Below are 14,955 nucleotides of genomic sequence, written 5' to 3' on the forward strand. Positions count from 1 at the left end.
GCGGCGAGAGCAGCGGATTTGAACTAAGCGCCTCAAGATGCCGAGCATCATTGTGAAGGAATGGTGTTTTTTTCTAAAGGTAAAGTATTTCACGCTGGATGGATCGGTGAGTTCAAATAGATTGTCATATTTTTAGAACGATTGGGCATACTAGCATTTAGGAGGTGGAGACGCTGAATAAAACAAATGAGATTCGTCATTGCATTATTTGTGAGCAAGAGAAACCAAGGGGAATCCATATAATTACGGCCTTTATTTGCTTGGAGTGTGAGCGGGAGATCGTAGGCACGGCTCCTGAGGATGAAGCGTATACCCGCATCGTGAAGAAGATGAGGAAAATCAGAAGACCATCCGTTTTTTCGTGAGTGATTCTATGTTAGGCTAGTAGAAAAGTATAGTAAAGGCAGGCTCTCAAGTGAATCAAAATCGTATACCTATTATGGAAGCACTGTGGCATTATAGAAACCAGGAGCCCCTGTCTTTTCATGTTCCTGGTCATAAAAACGGGCAGGTGCAGATACCGGGGCTTCCTGAGGAATTTCTGAAGCTGCTCCAATATGACTTGACTGAGATTTCAGGGCTGGATGATTTTCATTCACCTGAAGGCTGTATATTGGAGGCGCAGGAGCTATTAATAGAATTGTATAAAACGAGAAAAAGTTATTTTCTTGTCAATGGAAGCACAGTGGGCAATTTAGTGATGATTCTTGCTGTATGTAAGGAAGGAGATACTGTATTTGTGCAGCGCAATTGTCATAAGTCCATATTGAATGCTTTAAAGTTGGCCAACGTGCATCCGGTATTTTTAGAGCCGGATTATGACAGCCGCTTCCAGGCAGCGGGCGGGGTTCATATCGAAACTGTGCGTCAAGCATATAAACTGTATTCTTCTGTGCGGGCACTGATCATCACTTATCCGAATTATTATGGAATGGCTCCTCCGCTTAAGGAAATGATCCAAATGGCTAAAGCTAATGGCTCGCTTGTTTTAGTAGATGAAGCGCACGGACCGCATTTTGTTTTAGATGATCCTATTCCCCCGAGCTCTTTGGAATGGGGAGCCGATATTGTAGTGCAATCAGCTCACAAAATGCTGCCGGCGATGACAATGGGCTCTTATTTACATGTGCATTCAAAAGAAATTTCGTTAGAACCGCTTGAATTTTATTTGCAGGCTCTGCAGTCCAGCAGCCCTTCTTATCCGATTATGGCCTCGTTAGATGCGGCTCGCGCCTATGTAGCTAATATGACCAAGGAAGACATCGCTCATACCGTGCGCACACGAACAGCAATAGCGGAGCATTTTCAGGTTAAAGGGGTTGAAACCTTGCAGCCGGAAGACCCGTTGAAACTAGTGCTTCGCAAGCAGGGATACTCGGGGTATGAATTGCAGCAGCAATTAGAAGCTGCCGGCATATTTACAGAGCTGGCGGACCCTTCTCAAGTACTATGCACGCTGCCTTTGCTGCAAAAAGCGGACAAGAATGCATTCAGTCAGCATGCTGCAAGCAAAATAAGCGCTTTAGATTTGCCTTTTAAAACGCCTAATGGTCTTATAGACCGGGCGATGCAAGAGTCGTCCGCAAAGAAAATCTCGACATTAGCCCTTTCTTACCGGGAACAAGATCTATTTCCAAGGAAATGGATCTCTTTGGAGGGAGCAAGGGGGAAAGTGTCTGCGGAAACAGTGATACCTTATCCTCCTGGTATTCCGTTAGTGATGACGGGAGAGGCGCTCACTGAAAGGCAGCTGGACATTTTACAGAAACTCTTGGAAAATAATGTGCATATTCAAGGAGGACGCGGGTTAAAAGAGAACAAAATCGCTGTATTTTCCAATTCAAAAAGAACGTAAGATACATAATAAGAACAGCTTGAATCAAACGGAAGCAAGGCGGTATGGAGGTTAAGAGATGAGTAAAGGAATCTTTATTACAATAGAAGGACCTGAAGGAGCGGGCAAAACGAGTGTCATTCCCCTGCTTGCTCGGCGATTAGAAGCGGAAGGCTATCAAGTCATTGTGACACGGGAACCCGGCGGCATCTCGATTTCTGAACAGATTCGAGAAGTCATCTTAGATAAAAAGAATAGTGAAATGGATGGGCGTACAGAGGCGTTATTATATGCGGCGGCTAGAAGGCAGCATCTAGTGGAGAAAGTCCAGCCCGCTCTTCAGGAAGGAAAGGTCGTTCTTTGTGATCGCTTTATTGACAGCTCTCTTGCTTATCAAGGATACGCAAGAAAATTAGGGGTGGAAGCAGTATATGAAATCAACCAGTTTGCCATCGGTGATAGGATGCCAGACGTGACGCTGCTGTTTGACGTCAGGCCGGAAGTAGGGCTTCAGCGGATTCAAAGCGGCAATGAGCGCGAGATAAACCGCTTAGATTTAGAGTCATTGTCCTTTCATGAAGAAGTCAGATGTGGTTATTTAAGCTTGGCGAAACGGTTCCCCCAGCGGATTGTGACCATTAATGCCGAAGCGCCGATGGAACAAGTGGCCGATGACAGCTTTGCCGTCATTCAGGAGAAAATGAAGGAGTACGGCTGCTAGGGGAAACGCTTTAAATTTTCTTTTGCCTCTGCGGGGTATTCGTTTTCTTGATATAATACAAGGAAAAGGATCGTTCATGAGGAGGAATATAGAGATGAAACTAATATTAGCAGTCGTGCAGGATCAGGACAGCCACCGATTGTCGCAGGCATTGATTGACGGTGATTTCCGGGCAACCAAGCTGGCTTCTACGGGCGGCTTTTTAAAAGCGGGCAACACCACATTTATCATTGGAACGGATGATGAACGACTGGAAGAAGCGTTGAGCATCATTAAAGACAGCTGCCAATCGAGAGATCAGATCGTAGCGCCTGTTTCACCGATGGGCGGAAACGCCGATACGTATATTCCGTATCCAGTAGAGGTGCCGGTTGGGGGAGCGACTGTATTTGTCTTGCCAATTGAACAATTCCATCAATTTTAACAGGGGACATTTTATATGAAAATTAATAAAGATATACATGTAAATATCGATAAACCGCGGAATGACCACAGGATGGAACAGGCGGGCAAATCAAAATTTGCTCACTTTGTTCAGCAGCAAGGCCAGCAGCTGAAAACGGATCAGATCCAGCGTCTGCTGGCAGATATTGAAGGAGCGGGAGAACGGCTGGCTCGATCCCGCACCTTTCAAGACTTGGCTAAATACAAAACACTTATCCGCCGCTTTATCCGAGAAACGGTTGAATTCGGTATGAGCTTGAAAAATTCTCATACGTGGGACCAATTTGGCGAAGGCCGCAAACTGAAAATTGTCGAAACCATCGATGAGAAGCTGATCGAGTTAACGGAGGAAGTAATGAGCAAAGATAAGGAAGCCGTTGATTTGCTCGGGAAAATCGGTGAAATTAAAGGGTTGCTCATCAATTTATACACATAGGCAGGGATGAAGATGTCCGAGGTATGGAGAGAACTAAATGAACGGCAGCCTGTCGTGCTCCGAATGCTGTCCAACAGCTTGGCAAAGGAGCGAGTTGCCCACGCTTATATTTTCGAGGGCGACCCCGGCACAGGTAAAAGGCAAGCGGCAGCTCTGTTTGCCCAAAGCTTGCTCTGTGAAGAAGAAGGAATAGCACCATGCGGGGTATGCCACCGCTGCCGGCGAATCGAGAGCGGCAATCACCCGGATGTTCATTATATTGAGCCTGATGGCTTGTCCATTAAAAAGCATCAGATTGCTTTTCTTCAGCAAGAATTCAGCAAGACGGCGGTTGAAGCCAGCCGCAAAATTTATATTATTCAGCATGCTGATAAGATGACAGCCAGCGCAGCTAACAGCTTGCTGAAGTTTCTGGAGGAACCTCAATCCGATACCGTGGCCATGCTGCTGACGGAGCAGGTTCAGCGGATGCTCCCAACGATCATTTCCAGATGCCAGGTTCTAACGTTTCGTCCTTTGCCCTATAATCAGCTTAAAAATAAGCTGATGGAAGAAGACGTCTCCCTCCCGATGGCCTCACTGGCGGCCAAGCTGACGAATCATTTTCAGGAAGCACTTGAACTCTGTCATGAAGAGTGGTTTGCACAGTCACGCAAAATAGTGTTAAAATTATATGAAGTTCTTCAGAGAGACTCATTGGAAGCAATGGTCAAACTGCAGGAGGACTTTAACGGGCATTTTAAAGATAAACAACAAGTGAACCAAGCGCTAGATTTGCTGCTGCTGCTTTTCAAAGATATATTATCGTTGCAGATGGGAAAAGAGACCGATCTTGCTTATCCTGATCAGCTTGCTCTGCTCAAAAACATGGCTCTGCAATCTTCTGCCGCCAGAATAACAGAGCAAATGACAGCCATTTTAGAAGCGAAACGTAAGCTTGATGCCAATATGAATCCGCAGCTGTTAATGGAACAGCTTGTGTTGAAATTACAGGGGGGAGCATCCTTTGTATGATGTAGTAGGAGTGCGCTTTAAAAAAGCGGGCAAAATATATTACTTTGATCCAGTGGAACTGCAGATCAAAAAGAACGACCATGTGATCGTTGAAACGGTCCGAGGCGTAGAGCATGGACAGGTTGTTGTCGGTCCGAAGAAAGTGGAAGAGAATGATATCGTTCTCCCGTTGAAAAAGGTCATTCGCATCGCCGACCAAAAAGACCACTTGATTGTGGAAGAAAATAAAGCAGCGGCGGAAGAAGCCTTTGGCATCTGCTGCCATAAAATTGAAGAACATCATTTGGAAATGAAGCTAGTGGACGTTGAATATACATTTGATCGCAATAAAGTGATCTTTTATTTTACAGCTGACGGGCGAGTGGACTTTCGGGAACTGGTAAAAGATTTAGCAGCTATTTTCCGGACAAGAATTGAGCTGCGCCAAATCGGTGTACGCGACGAAGCGAAGATGCTTGGGGGAATTGGTCCATGCGGCAGGATGCTGTGCTGTTCCACGTTTTTAGGTGACTTTGAACCAGTTTCCATTAAAATGGCCAAGGATCAGAATCTTTCATTAAACCCCACAAAAATTTCAGGCTTATGCGGCCGGTTAATGTGCTGCTTGAAGTATGAGAATGATGAATATGAAGCGGCTAAGAAAATTCTTCCCGATGTCGGTGAAAAAGTCAATACCCCTCAAGGCCCTGGTAAAGTGGTGGGGTTAAATATTTTAGAGAGAGTTCTTCAAGTGGAAGTGTTCGAACATGCGCGAGTGCTAGAATATTCAGTGGAAGAGATTTCGAAAGAAGATGCCATTTCAGCACAAGCCACAGAGTAATGGGGTGGAATGATTGGATAAAAAAGAATTCTTCGATTCAGTCAGCGATATGGAACTGCAAATTGGCCAGTTGTATAAGCAGCTTGGGGACTTGAAACAAGGCCTAGCAAAAATGATGGAAGAAAACCACTCATTAAAGCTAGAAAACGAAAACTTGCGGCGAAGGATGGAAGAGTTGGAGTTTTCCCGGGAAGTAGCTAGACGGCAAACTGCTGGAAACAACATTGGTCCAAGTCCTGCCAAGCTGGTGGATGTCGGGGAAGGATATGACAACCTAGCTAGGCTGTATCAAGAAGGCTTTCATATTTGCAATGTTCATTTCGGCAGTCCGCGTAAGGACGAAGATTGCTTGTTTTGTTTATCGTTTTTAAATAAAAAATAAGAAATCGTTTTGGCGAGGCTGTCCTGTAGGCCAGTGCTTGGAGCTTTTCAATTTGTTCTCTGGCAAAGCTGCCGGAGAAAGGAGGTTGGAAGTCAAGCCTGTCTTTGGGACAGCCTCTATTTTAATCCCGCAGTCATCAGCAGTACGCCCCCGATCAGAAGAAGCGAAGACTCGCAAATGGGGGAGAAAGCGGCTGCTGGTTGTTGAAGTTTCACTTTAGGATCTGTTCAAGGAGGCAGCCGCTGCCTGGCAGTGCGTTAAACTGTGCCGATCCTAGGGGAAGGCCCCGGCATGAAAGATGGATGGGGTCTGTTTCATGTGGGAGGATGACAAAATTGGAGGAAACAGAGAATGGTGAACTTGAAAGGTGATGAACGACTCGATTATTTACTAGCGGAAGAAAGGAGGATCATTCAAAGCCCATCTGTGTTTGCTTTTTCATTAGATGCTGTGCTCCTTGCCCGCTTTGCGTCTCTTCCGCTTAAAAAGGGATCTATTATTGATTTATGCTCGGGAAACGGCGTGATTCCCCTTTTAATGAGCGCGCGCACGAAGGTTGCGATTACTGGCGTTGAAATACAGGAACGCTTATATGATATGGCTATCCGCAGCATTGAGTACAACCGCTTGCAGCATCAGATTTCTATGGTGCATGGTGACTTGAAGGATGCTCCTCAATTATTGGGATATGAAAAGCATGCGCTGGTTACGTGCAACCCTCCTTATTTTTTAACGCCATCCGATAAAGAATTAAACAGAAACGAACATTTATCCATCGCTCGCCATGAAATATGCTGTACGTTAGAGGATTGTGTTCGTTCAAGCAGCCAGCTGTTAAAGCAGGGAGGCAAAGCCGCTTTTGTTCACCGTCCGGGCAGGCTGCTTGATTTAGTGACGCTGATGAGAGAGTACCGCCTTGAACCGAAGCGGCTTCGCTTTGTTTACCCGAAGCAAGGCAAAGAAGCTAACACCATTTTAATTGAGGCTATAAAGGATGGAGCACCGGATCTGAAAGTCCTGCCGCCATTGTATGTATACGATGATCAAGATGAGTATACAAGCGAAGTGAGAGAGATATTATATGGCAGCGGGCAGTAAGCATTTCTTTTATGTAGTGGAGTGCCGAGATGGTTCCTTTTACGCCGGGTATACCACAAATGTAGAAAAGAGGATTCAGACGCATAATGCCGGAAAAGGAGCGAAATACACAAGGGGGCGCGGACCGGTCCGGCTGGTTCATGCGGAGATGTTTTCCACGGTTCAGGAAGCGATGCAGGCTGAATATGCCTTTAAGCAGCTGACTAGAAAGAAGAAGCTGGAGTATTTACAAAAGGAGGGGCGATGCAGTGATAGCCAAACAAAAAAGTTATTTAAATGAGGGAAAGGGCGCCTTATATTTGGTGCCCACGCCGATCGGCAACCTTGAGGATATGACGTTCCGGGCGATTCGCATCATGAAGGAAGCGGATGTCATTGCGGCGGAGGATACAAGAAACACGAAGAAGCTCTGTCACTATTTTGACATTTCGACACCGTTGGTCAGCTACCATGAACATAACAAGGAAACGAGTGGCAGGCAGTTGCTGGAGCAGATCAGCAGAGGAGAAATAGTAGCGCTTGTGAGCGATGCCGGCATGCCTTCGATTTCTGATCCTGGTTATGAGCTGGTGTCCTCAGCAATAAAAAGGGGTATTTCGGTCATTCCGCTTCCGGGAGCCAATGCGGCGCTGACCGCGCTGATTGCCTCGGGACTTGCGCCGCAGCCGTTTTACTTTTACGGCTTTTTAAGCCGCAGCAAAAAAGAAAAGAAAAACGAGCTGGTTCAATTGAATGCGAGCCGGGATACGTTTATTTTGTACGAATCTCCCCATCGGCTCAAGGAGACGCTGGCTGCGATGGCAGAAGTATTAGGAGAAACGCGGAGAATGGTTTTATGCCGCGAGCTGACAAAGAAATTTGAAGAATTTCTGCGGGGAACAGTAGGGGAGGCGCTTGCTTGGTCGAAAGAGGGGGAGATCAAGGGCGAGTTTTGTTTAATCATCGAAGGCAATGAAGAGGAACAAGCAGTGGAAGAACAGCCATGGTGGACATCCTTATCCGTCATCGAGCATGTGAATTATTACATCAATGAACAGTCGCTTTCTTCAAAAGAAGCCATCAAGCAAACGGCCAAGGATCGAAAAACTGGGAAAAGAGAGATCTATCAGGCGTATCATGTCGAATCGTAATGCGTTTAAAGCGTTTCCCGATTGTTTTCTTCATAAAAAGCAGGCTGTCTCATCAAGAGACAGCCTGCTTTAGTCTGAATGATTATTTAAAAGACTCTTGGATTTCTTTGATTAATTGCTCGGCCCCTTCACGGCTTAGAATTAATTTACCGCCGGCAAGCTTCACGTTGTCATCAGACACCTCACCAGTGATTTGGCATGTCATGCTTGGCTTGTATTTCTTTAAAATGATTTTGTCGTCGTCCACATAAATCTCCAATGCATCCTTCTCAGCAATTCCTAGAGTGCGGCGAAGTTCGATCGGGATCACGACCCGTCCTAGCTCGTCGACTTTACGTACAATTCCTGTTGATTTCATAATTATCGTTCTCCTCTCAAAATAAGTATTTAGAAAAAAAGCAGTCTGAAAACTTTATCGTCAATTTTCGACATTTTTTTATTTATGCCTATATCATACCAACGTTTCCTGTGATCGTCAACAAGAAAATGTAATTTTACCAATCAATGTAAGAGTGGGAGACCCTTGATAAAATAGGATTCACGCCTTGAGGAATAAAAAGGAAATAAAAAAATATGAAATTTGTCGAATCATATAAGACAGTCGAAGAAGAGGTGAAAAATATTTAAAGAAAAATAGATTAAGTATTTACAATTGCTATGGAATGAGGGAAAATGAAGATGGCGGCTATTTTGCCGCTTATGTATATTTTTTTCCTAAAAGAGTTATAATGTCAGTGAATTTCATATGAATGCCCAATTATGGCAGCGTGTAAATGGAAGCTCTCGACCGTTGGGTGAGAGCCTTTTCTATATAAGTACTTAATGATTATAGGAGGTTTAGGAATTGAACGATCAAGCGAAGACATTTTACATTACAACACCTATATACTATCCAAGCGGGAATCTACATATTGGTCATGCCTATACGACCGTAGCCGGTGACGCGATGGCTCGTTACAAAAGAATGCGGGGCTTCGATGTAATGTATTTGACAGGAACGGATGAACATGGTCAAAAGATCCAGCGAAACGCTGAAAAAGCCAATGTTACACCTCAGCAGTATGTCGATGACATCGTCGCAGGCATTCAGCGCCTTTGGAAGAAGCTTGATATTTCTTATGATGACTTTATTCGGACGACAGAGGATCGGCATAAAAAAATTGTCGAGAAAATATTCCAGAAGCTTTTAGATCAAGGGGATATTTATCTCGGTGAGTATGAAGGCTGGTACTCCATTCCCGATGAAACCTTTTACACAGAAACCCAGCTGGTGGAGAAAGAATTCAATGAAGCGGGGGAAGTTATTGGCGGGAAAAGCCCGGACAGCGGCCATCCTGTTGAGAAGGTGAGAGAAGAATCATATTTCTTCCGCATGAGCAAATACGCTGACCGCTTGCTGCAATTTTATGAAGAGAACCCTGATTTTATCCAGCCGGAATCACGCAAAAATGAAATGATTAATAACTTTATTAAGCCGGGTCTTGAAGACTTAGCTGTTTCGCGGACGACATTTGATTGGGGAGTGAAGGTTCCCAGCGATCCAAAGCATGTGATTTATGTATGGATTGACGCTTTGTCGAATTATATTACAGCACTCGGCTACGGCACGGATCATCCGGATCAATACAATAAATATTGGCCGGCCAATGTTCATCTAGTCGGAAAAGAAATTGTGCGCTTCCATACAATCTATTGGCCGATTATGCTAATGGCGCTTGATTTGCCGCTTCCTAAAAAGGTATTTGCCCACGGCTGGCTATTGATGAAGGATGGAAAAATGTCGAAATCCAAAGGGAACGTCGTCGATCCAGTCACTTTGATTGACCGCTACGGATTAGACGCATTGCGTTATTATTTGCTTCGCGAAGTGCCGTTTGGCTCTGACGGGGTATTCACCCCAGAGGGATTTGTTGAGCGCATTAACTTTGATCTGGCCAATGACTTGGGCAATTTGCTTAATCGCACAGTGGCTATGATTAATAAATATTGCGGGGGCATTATTCCGGCGTATAAAGGTTCGGACGGCGAATTTGATCAATCGCTGCTGCAGATGAATAAAGAAGCGGTCGAAAGATATGAAGAAGCGATGGACAACATGGAGTTTTCTGTGGCGCTCTCGGCCGTTTGGCAGCTTGTGAGCCGTACAAACAAATATATTGATGAAACTCAGCCTTGGGTGCTGGCGAAAGAAGGTTCAAGCGAACGGTTAAATCATGTGATGGTTCACTTAGCCGAATCTTTAAGGAGAATAGCTGTGCTGCTTCAGCCATTCCTAACGCAAACACCGAAAAAAATATTCAAACAGCTGTCGATCGCAGAAGGCGAATTAACCGCTTGGGATAGCTTAGCCGAGTTTGGAATCATTCCTGAAGGCACAGCCGTCGTTAAAAAAGGTGAACCGATTTTTCCGCGTCTTGATGTGGAAGAAGAGACAAACTTTATTAAAGAGAAAATGCAAGGCGCCCCAGCGAAAGAAGAGAAAAAAGAAGAAGAGCCTTATGCCGAGCAGTCGGAGGAAATCACCATTGACGACTTTATGAAGATAGACTTGCGGGCAGCGACAGTTGTTAAGGCGGAGCCAGTGAAAAAAGCGGATAAATTATTAAAGCTTCAGCTGGATCTTGGCTTTGAAAAACGGCAGGTGGTTTCCGGCATTGCCGAATACTATAAGCCAGAGGAGCTCGTTGGCCGCAAAGTGGTCGTTGTCGTCAATTTAAAGCCGGTTAAGCTGCGCGGCGAACTGTCCCAGGGGATGATTCTTGCTGGTAAGAAAGACGGTGTAATGTCATTAGCTAGTGTAGATGAGCACTTGCCTAATGGTGCTAAGATTAAATAACGACAAAGTTTAAAAAACATAGATTGTTTCACGTGGAACAGCCTGTTTCACGTGAGCTTCTATGTTTTTATTTTCGGAAAGGATGACGAGAAATGTTGTTTGATACCCATGTTCATTTAAATGCTGAGCAATATCAGGAGGATCTTGAAGAAGTAATCTGCAGAGCCCAATCTGCCGGTGTAACGCATATGATTGTTGTAGGCTTTGACCGCCCTACGATCAAGAAGGCGATTGAGCTTGCGGAGGCATATGACTTTTTATATGCTAGCGTCGGCTGGCACCCAGTTGATGCGATTGATATGACAGCGGATGATTTAGCGTGGATCGAAGAGCTGGCAGAGCATCCGAAAGTCGTCGCTTTAGGAGAGATGGGGCTTGACTATCATTGGGATAAATCGCCGAAAGATGTGCAGAAGCAAGTGTTTCGTGAGCAAATCCGCTTAGCCAAAAAAGTGAAGCTGCCCATCATCATCCATAATCGGGAAGCCACTCAAGATATTGTCGATATCTTGAAGGAAGAAGGAGCCGATCAAGTGGGCGGCATTATGCACTGCTTCAGCGGCAGTGTGGAAACCGCCCGTGAATGCATTGAGATGAATTTCTATATTTCACTAGGCGGTCCAGTGACTTTCAAAAATGCGAAGAAGCCAAAGGAAGTCGCGGCAGATATTCCGTTAGAGAAATTGCTGATCGAAACTGACTGTCCTTATTTAACGCCGCATCCTTATCGGGGGACACGCAATGAGCCGGCATACGTGAAATTAGTTGCAGAGCAAATTGCTGAAATAAAAGGAACTTCCTATGAGGAAGTGGCGAAGGCTACTAAAAAAAATGCCTTCAAATTGTTTAATATTGAATCATAGGAGACATAAAATGAAGATTAAAGAAATTATCGTAGTGGAAGGCAAGGATGATACCGTAGCCATCAAAAGGGCGGTCGAAGCCGATACGATTGAGACCAACGGCTCGGCTGTTAATATGGCAACAATCGAAAAAATTAAGCTGGCGCAGGAAACGAGAGGCGTGATTATCTTCACAGATCCAGACTTTCCAGGCGAGAAAATCAGAAAATTCATTTCGGAACACGTGCCGGATTGCAAGCATGCCTTTTTGCCGAAGCAGCAAGCCTTGCATAAACGGGGCAGAGGCGTCGGCGTTGAACATGCATCCGATCAAGCGATTCGTCTGGCTTTGCAGCATGCTCAGTTCATGGAGAGCGAAGCAGTTGAGCAAATTACGAAGGAAGATTTAGTGGACGCTGGATTAATTGGCGGCCATCAAGCGAAAGAGCGGCGTCAAATGCTTGGCGAAAAGCTGCGAATTGGCTATACTAACGGCAAACAGCTGCACAAACGGCTGCTGATGTTTCGCATTACGAAAGAGCAATTTGCTGAAGCATTAGCGGCCGTGTTACAGGAGGAAAGTAAATGAAGGATATCGCCACTCCTACGCGCACGAAAGAAATTTTGCAGAAATACGGTTTTTCTTTCAAAAAGAGCTTAGGACAAAACTTTTTAATTGATCCGAACATTTTGCACCGCATTACAGAAACAGCAGATTTAACGAAAGAAACGGGAGTTATAGAGATCGGCCCGGGAATTGGAGCGCTGACGGAGCATTTGGCGAGAAGCGCCGGCAAAGTCATTGCTTTCGAAATCGATCAGCGCCTGCTGCCGATTTTAGCTGATACGCTTTCGCCTTATCCGCAGGTGAAAATTATTCATGAAGATGTGCTGAAAGCGGATGTAGCCCGCATCGCGGAAGAGGAATTTGCCGATAGAAAAGATATCATGGTCGTGGCTAATTTGCCTTATTATGTTACGACGCCTATCATTATGAAGTTGCTGGAGGATGCTATTCCAATCAAAGGCATCGTCGTGATGCTGCAGAAAGAGGTGGCTGACCGTCTGTCAGCACAGCCGGGCTCAAAATCTTACGGCTCCTTATCAATTGCTGTTCAGTACTATACGAAGGCTGAGACGGCTTTTATTGTGCCTAAGACAGTATTTATGCCCCAGCCGAACGTAGATTCAGCTGTGATCAAGCTTATAAGAAGAGAGAAGCCGCCAGTCGACGTCCTCAATGAGAGCTTTTTCTTTACTGTTACGCGCGTGTCTTTCGCTCAGCGCCGAAAGACCATCCTTAATAACCTGACTCATCAGCTTCCGCAGGGCAAAGCCGGGAAGGAACAAATCGTACAAGCGCTAGAGCAAGCTGGCATTGATCCTTCAAGAAGAGGAGAGTCATTGTCGCTTGAAGAATTTGCTGCGCTCTCCAACGCCTTATATACAGCCTTTCATTAAGGCTTATCTGTCAAATAGCCCGATTCCTGCAACTAGCGGATCGGGCTATTAGCGCGCAAATCCAATGGTTCTGCACTCCAATTCTATCTTGGATTTTCACATTTCAATGGCGTCTTCGTCCCCATGCCTTAAGAATAAAGCGAATCTTCAAACAGCGGGAGATTTTCTTTCATTCCCTGCTGTTTGTTCGCTGAACGCAGCCCCCGTATGCCGGATAAACTTTCTGCCTAGCTGAAGGGCCAATGTGCCGGCTTTTGCATAGAATAGGGGGAATCGTAAAAAAACAATGGGGATGATTGATTTGGCCATTCGTATTAATTCTATTGTCAGCCGTCCTTCATACGGAAATGATATGTTGTTTCGGGTAACGGATATTCAGGAGACGGGGGAAGGAAAGCAAGCTATCCTATATGGAGAAGACTATCGCTTAATTGCCGATGCGCCGCTATCCGACTTAATTGAGGTGGATTCGGATCAGCATAAGCGGATCAGCCGGGACACGAGACGCCGCGAAGAACAGTCGCTGCATTTATTTCGCCAGGAGCTGGAGCTGATTAAAGAGAGACAGGAATATCGGGCGACCAGCTGCTACCGGGTTGAGAATGACGTCTTCCAAATTCCCGGGAGAGTGCTGCATATGGATGGTGACCCCAATTACTTAAAGAAATGTCTTTCGGCTTATGAAACGATTGGTCTCCCGGTTTATGGCATCCATTGTCATGAGACCGAAATGCCTGATAAGGTTTCGAATCTAATTGATCAATACCGGCCGGATATCTTAGTGATTACCGGCCATGATTCCTACTCTAAAGCGAAAGGAAACAAGTCTGATATTGAAGCATACCGCCATTCCAAGTACTTTGCACAAGCCGTTAGAACCGCCCGGAAGAAAATCCCTCATTTAGATCAGCTCGTTATTTTTTCAGGTGCATGTCAGTCCCATTTTGAATCGATGATCCGGGCGGGGGCCAATTTTGCCAGCTCTCCCTTTCGAGTAAATATTCACGCCCTAGATCCCGTGTATATCTCGGCGAAAATCGGTTTTACTCCTTTCAACGAGCTGATTAATGTAAGGGAAGTTCTTCGCAATACATTAACCGGTGACAAAGGATTGGGCGGCATTGAAACAAGAGGGCTGCTGCGCCTGGGGATGCCGTTTCACCATTCGGAGGAAGAGTGATTGTTCTCTTATGGACGCTGGAATTCCTTCGAGCATTTTCGTACCCGCTGCTTTTGCAGCAGACTGCTCTGCAGGCCTGCTTTCGTTTTTTTCGCCACATCGGTAAGCATGAGGCGGGAGAACGCGTAAGATTTAGCGCGGCAGGCGGATTCCTGTTCTCCTTTTCTCGCTTATGGGCGGCAAATGCTCAAGCTTTGAAGAGGGAACCTTCTTTTGGTCAAAACAGATAAAATGGTCTGTCCCGAAGCGGGTCAGACTCCTTTGCTATGCAGCCGCTTTAGAGGGGGCTAAGACCATAAAAAGTTTCTGTCATGATTATGAGAAAATTGGGCACGCTAAGTGTATGGTGAAAAAAGCAGGAATTTGTAATGCAAAAAGCATTGACAAAAAGGGCGGTTGGTTGATAAAATTATTTGTTTATTTGACGGCCGCAGAAAACTGTGCTATAATTGAAATAGTGAGGTGGAAGCGGATGCCAAAAACATTAGCCGACATTAAAAGATCTCTTGATTCTAATTTAGGGAAAAGACTGTTGCTAAAAGCAAACGGAGGACGCCGAAAGACCATTGAACGCTCCGGTGTATTAGCTGAAACCTATCAGGCAGTTTTTGTCGTTGAATTGGATCAGGATGAGAACGCGTTCGAAAGAGTTTCTTATAGTTATGCGGATGTACTTACAGAGACAGTGGAATTAACCTTTGAAGATGCAGCAGGAAATGCAGTCTAAGCTGGCAGTAGACGTTATGTTTGCTGCTTT

Annotated in this window: 18 protein-coding genes; 17 read left to right on the forward strand and 1 reads right to left on the reverse strand. The window is 45.3% G+C overall.

Annotated features, from left to right (window positions below; genetic code table 11):
• Nucleotides 1-164: 164 nt before the first annotated feature.
• The 11 genes from CEF20_RS15350 to rsmI all read left to right on the forward strand — a co-directional run bounded on the left by CEF20_RS15350 (nt 165) and on the right by rsmI (nt 7,879).
• Nucleotides 165-365 (forward strand): sigma factor G inhibitor Gin, encoded by a 201-nt coding sequence (locus tag CEF20_RS15350; RefSeq protein WP_100332713.1) that lies wholly within the window; start codon nt 165-167, stop codon nt 363-365.
• 50 nt (nt 366-415) lie between these two features.
• A complete protein-coding gene (locus tag CEF20_RS15355) occupies nt 416-1,855 on the forward strand; it encodes an aminotransferase class I/II-fold pyridoxal phosphate-dependent enzyme (protein ID WP_157796316.1) in 1,440 nt (479 codons plus the stop codon).
• Between the two features lie 58 nt (nt 1,856-1,913).
• On the forward strand, nt 1,914-2,555 hold the full coding sequence (tmk, locus tag CEF20_RS15360) for a dTMP kinase (protein WP_100332715.1): 642 nt from the start codon (nt 1,914-1,916) through the stop codon (nt 2,553-2,555).
• Between the two features lie 94 nt (nt 2,556-2,649).
• Nucleotides 2,650-2,979, forward strand: coding sequence for a cyclic-di-AMP receptor (locus CEF20_RS15365; RefSeq protein WP_100332716.1), 330 nt, complete (start codon nt 2,650-2,652; stop codon nt 2,977-2,979).
• Between the two features lie 15 nt (nt 2,980-2,994).
• Entirely contained in the window at nt 2,995-3,435 is a 441-nt protein-coding gene (locus CEF20_RS15370; protein WP_100332717.1) for a YaaR family protein, read from the forward strand.
• A 12-nt stretch (nt 3,436-3,447) separates the two neighbouring features.
• Entirely contained in the window at nt 3,448-4,449 is a 1,002-nt protein-coding gene (gene holB, locus CEF20_RS15375; protein ID WP_100332718.1) for a DNA polymerase III subunit delta', read from the forward strand.
• Nucleotides 4,442-5,269 (forward strand): PSP1 domain-containing protein, encoded by an 828-nt coding sequence (locus tag CEF20_RS15380; protein ID WP_100332719.1) that lies wholly within the window; start codon nt 4,442-4,444, stop codon nt 5,267-5,269. The genes holB and CEF20_RS15380 overlap by 8 nt, the downstream gene beginning before the upstream one ends.
• A gap of 13 nt (nt 5,270-5,282) precedes the next feature.
• Nucleotides 5,283-5,651 (forward strand): DNA replication initiation control protein YabA, encoded by a 369-nt coding sequence (yabA, locus tag CEF20_RS15385; RefSeq protein ID WP_100332720.1) that lies wholly within the window; start codon nt 5,283-5,285, stop codon nt 5,649-5,651.
• A gap of 351 nt (nt 5,652-6,002) precedes the next feature.
• Nucleotides 6,003-6,749, forward strand: a complete 747-nt coding sequence (locus CEF20_RS15390; RefSeq protein ID WP_100332721.1) for a tRNA1(Val) (adenine(37)-N6)-methyltransferase — start codon at nt 6,003-6,005, stop codon at nt 6,747-6,749.
• Nucleotides 6,733-7,029: a GIY-YIG nuclease family protein gene (locus CEF20_RS15395; RefSeq protein WP_100332722.1), complete on the forward strand. Its 297-nt coding sequence runs from the start codon at nt 6,733-6,735 to the stop codon at nt 7,027-7,029. The genes CEF20_RS15390 and CEF20_RS15395 overlap by 17 nt, the downstream gene beginning before the upstream one ends.
• Nucleotides 7,001-7,879 (forward strand): 16S rRNA (cytidine(1402)-2'-O)-methyltransferase, encoded by an 879-nt coding sequence (gene rsmI, locus CEF20_RS15400; protein WP_100332905.1) that lies wholly within the window; start codon nt 7,001-7,003, stop codon nt 7,877-7,879. The genes CEF20_RS15395 and rsmI overlap by 29 nt, the downstream gene beginning before the upstream one ends.
• A gap of 82 nt (nt 7,880-7,961) precedes the next feature.
• On the opposite strand, the gene CEF20_RS15405 is transcribed toward rsmI, so the two are convergent.
• Complete coding sequence (locus CEF20_RS15405) at nt 7,962-8,243, reverse strand: AbrB/MazE/SpoVT family DNA-binding domain-containing protein (protein ID WP_198508556.1); 282 nt, start codon at nt 8,241-8,243, stop codon at nt 7,962-7,964.
• Between the two features lie 480 nt (nt 8,244-8,723).
• Here CEF20_RS15405 and metG point away from each other — a divergent pair, with 480 nt between their 5' ends.
• The 6 genes from metG (at nt 8,724) to veg (ending at nt 14,925) form a co-directional block, all read left to right on the forward strand.
• The gene (metG, locus tag CEF20_RS15410) at nt 8,724-10,715 is read left to right on the forward strand and encodes a methionine--tRNA ligase (protein WP_100332724.1); all 1,992 of its coding nucleotides are present in this window, start codon (nt 8,724-8,726) and stop codon (nt 10,713-10,715) included.
• Nucleotides 10,716-10,807: 92 nt separating this feature from the next.
• Nucleotides 10,808-11,578 carry a TatD family hydrolase gene (locus CEF20_RS15415; RefSeq protein WP_100332725.1) on the forward strand — a complete coding sequence of 257 codons (771 nt, stop codon included), beginning with the start codon at nt 10,808-10,810 and terminating at the stop codon, nt 11,576-11,578.
• 10 nt (nt 11,579-11,588) lie between these two features.
• Nucleotides 11,589-12,146, forward strand: a complete 558-nt coding sequence (rnmV, locus tag CEF20_RS15420; RefSeq protein WP_100332726.1) for a ribonuclease M5 — start codon at nt 11,589-11,591, stop codon at nt 12,144-12,146.
• Complete coding sequence (gene rsmA, locus CEF20_RS15425; RefSeq protein ID WP_100332727.1) at nt 12,143-13,018, forward strand: 16S rRNA (adenine(1518)-N(6)/adenine(1519)-N(6))-dimethyltransferase RsmA; 876 nt, start codon at nt 12,143-12,145, stop codon at nt 13,016-13,018. Before rnmV ends, rsmA begins: the two co-directional genes overlap by 4 nt.
• A gap of 292 nt (nt 13,019-13,310) precedes the next feature.
• Complete coding sequence (yabG, locus tag CEF20_RS15430) at nt 13,311-14,198, forward strand: sporulation peptidase YabG (RefSeq protein ID WP_100332906.1); 888 nt, start codon at nt 13,311-13,313, stop codon at nt 14,196-14,198.
• Nucleotides 14,199-14,670: 472 nt separating this feature from the next.
• The gene (gene veg / locus CEF20_RS15440; protein WP_100332907.1) at nt 14,671-14,925 is read left to right on the forward strand and encodes a biofilm formation stimulator Veg; all 255 of its coding nucleotides are present in this window, start codon (nt 14,671-14,673) and stop codon (nt 14,923-14,925) included.
• Nucleotides 14,926-14,955 lie beyond the last annotated feature (30 nt).

It is taken from the genome of Bacillus xiapuensis, from assembly GCF_002797355.1.
Classification (GTDB): Bacteria; Bacillota; Bacilli; order Bacillales; family Domibacillaceae; genus Bacillus_CE; species Bacillus_CE xiapuensis.

Bases quoted from the DNA above. Each gene is read 5' to 3' on its own strand.
- CEF20_RS15415 (WP_100332725.1), top strand. From the start codon at position 10,808: ATGTTGTTTGATACCCATGTTCATTTAAATGCTGAGCAATATCAGGAG.
- rsmA (WP_100332727.1), top strand. From the start codon at position 12,143: ATGAAGGATATCGCCACTCCTACGCGCACGAAAGAAATTTTGCAGAAA.
- yabG (WP_100332906.1), top strand. From the start codon at position 13,311: ATGATTGATTTGGCCATTCGTATTAATTCTATTGTCAGCCGTCCTTCA.
- CEF20_RS15370 (WP_100332717.1), top strand. From the start codon at position 2,995: ATGAAAATTAATAAAGATATACATGTAAATATCGATAAACCGCGGAAT.
- rnmV (WP_100332726.1), top strand. From the start codon at position 11,589: ATGAAGATTAAAGAAATTATCGTAGTGGAAGGCAAGGATGATACCGTA.
- tmk (WP_100332715.1), top strand. From the start codon at position 1,914: ATGAGTAAAGGAATCTTTATTACAATAGAAGGACCTGAAGGAGCGGGC.
- holB (WP_100332718.1), top strand. From the start codon at position 3,448: ATGTCCGAGGTATGGAGAGAACTAAATGAACGGCAGCCTGTCGTGCTC.
- CEF20_RS15395 (WP_100332722.1), top strand. From the start codon at position 6,733: ATGGCAGCGGGCAGTAAGCATTTCTTTTATGTAGTGGAGTGCCGAGAT.
- veg (WP_100332907.1), top strand. From the start codon at position 14,671: ATGCCAAAAACATTAGCCGACATTAAAAGATCTCTTGATTCTAATTTA.
- CEF20_RS15390 (WP_100332721.1), top strand. From the start codon at position 6,003: ATGGTGAACTTGAAAGGTGATGAACGACTCGATTATTTACTAGCGGAA.
- CEF20_RS15365 (WP_100332716.1), top strand. From the start codon at position 2,650: ATGAAACTAATATTAGCAGTCGTGCAGGATCAGGACAGCCACCGATTG.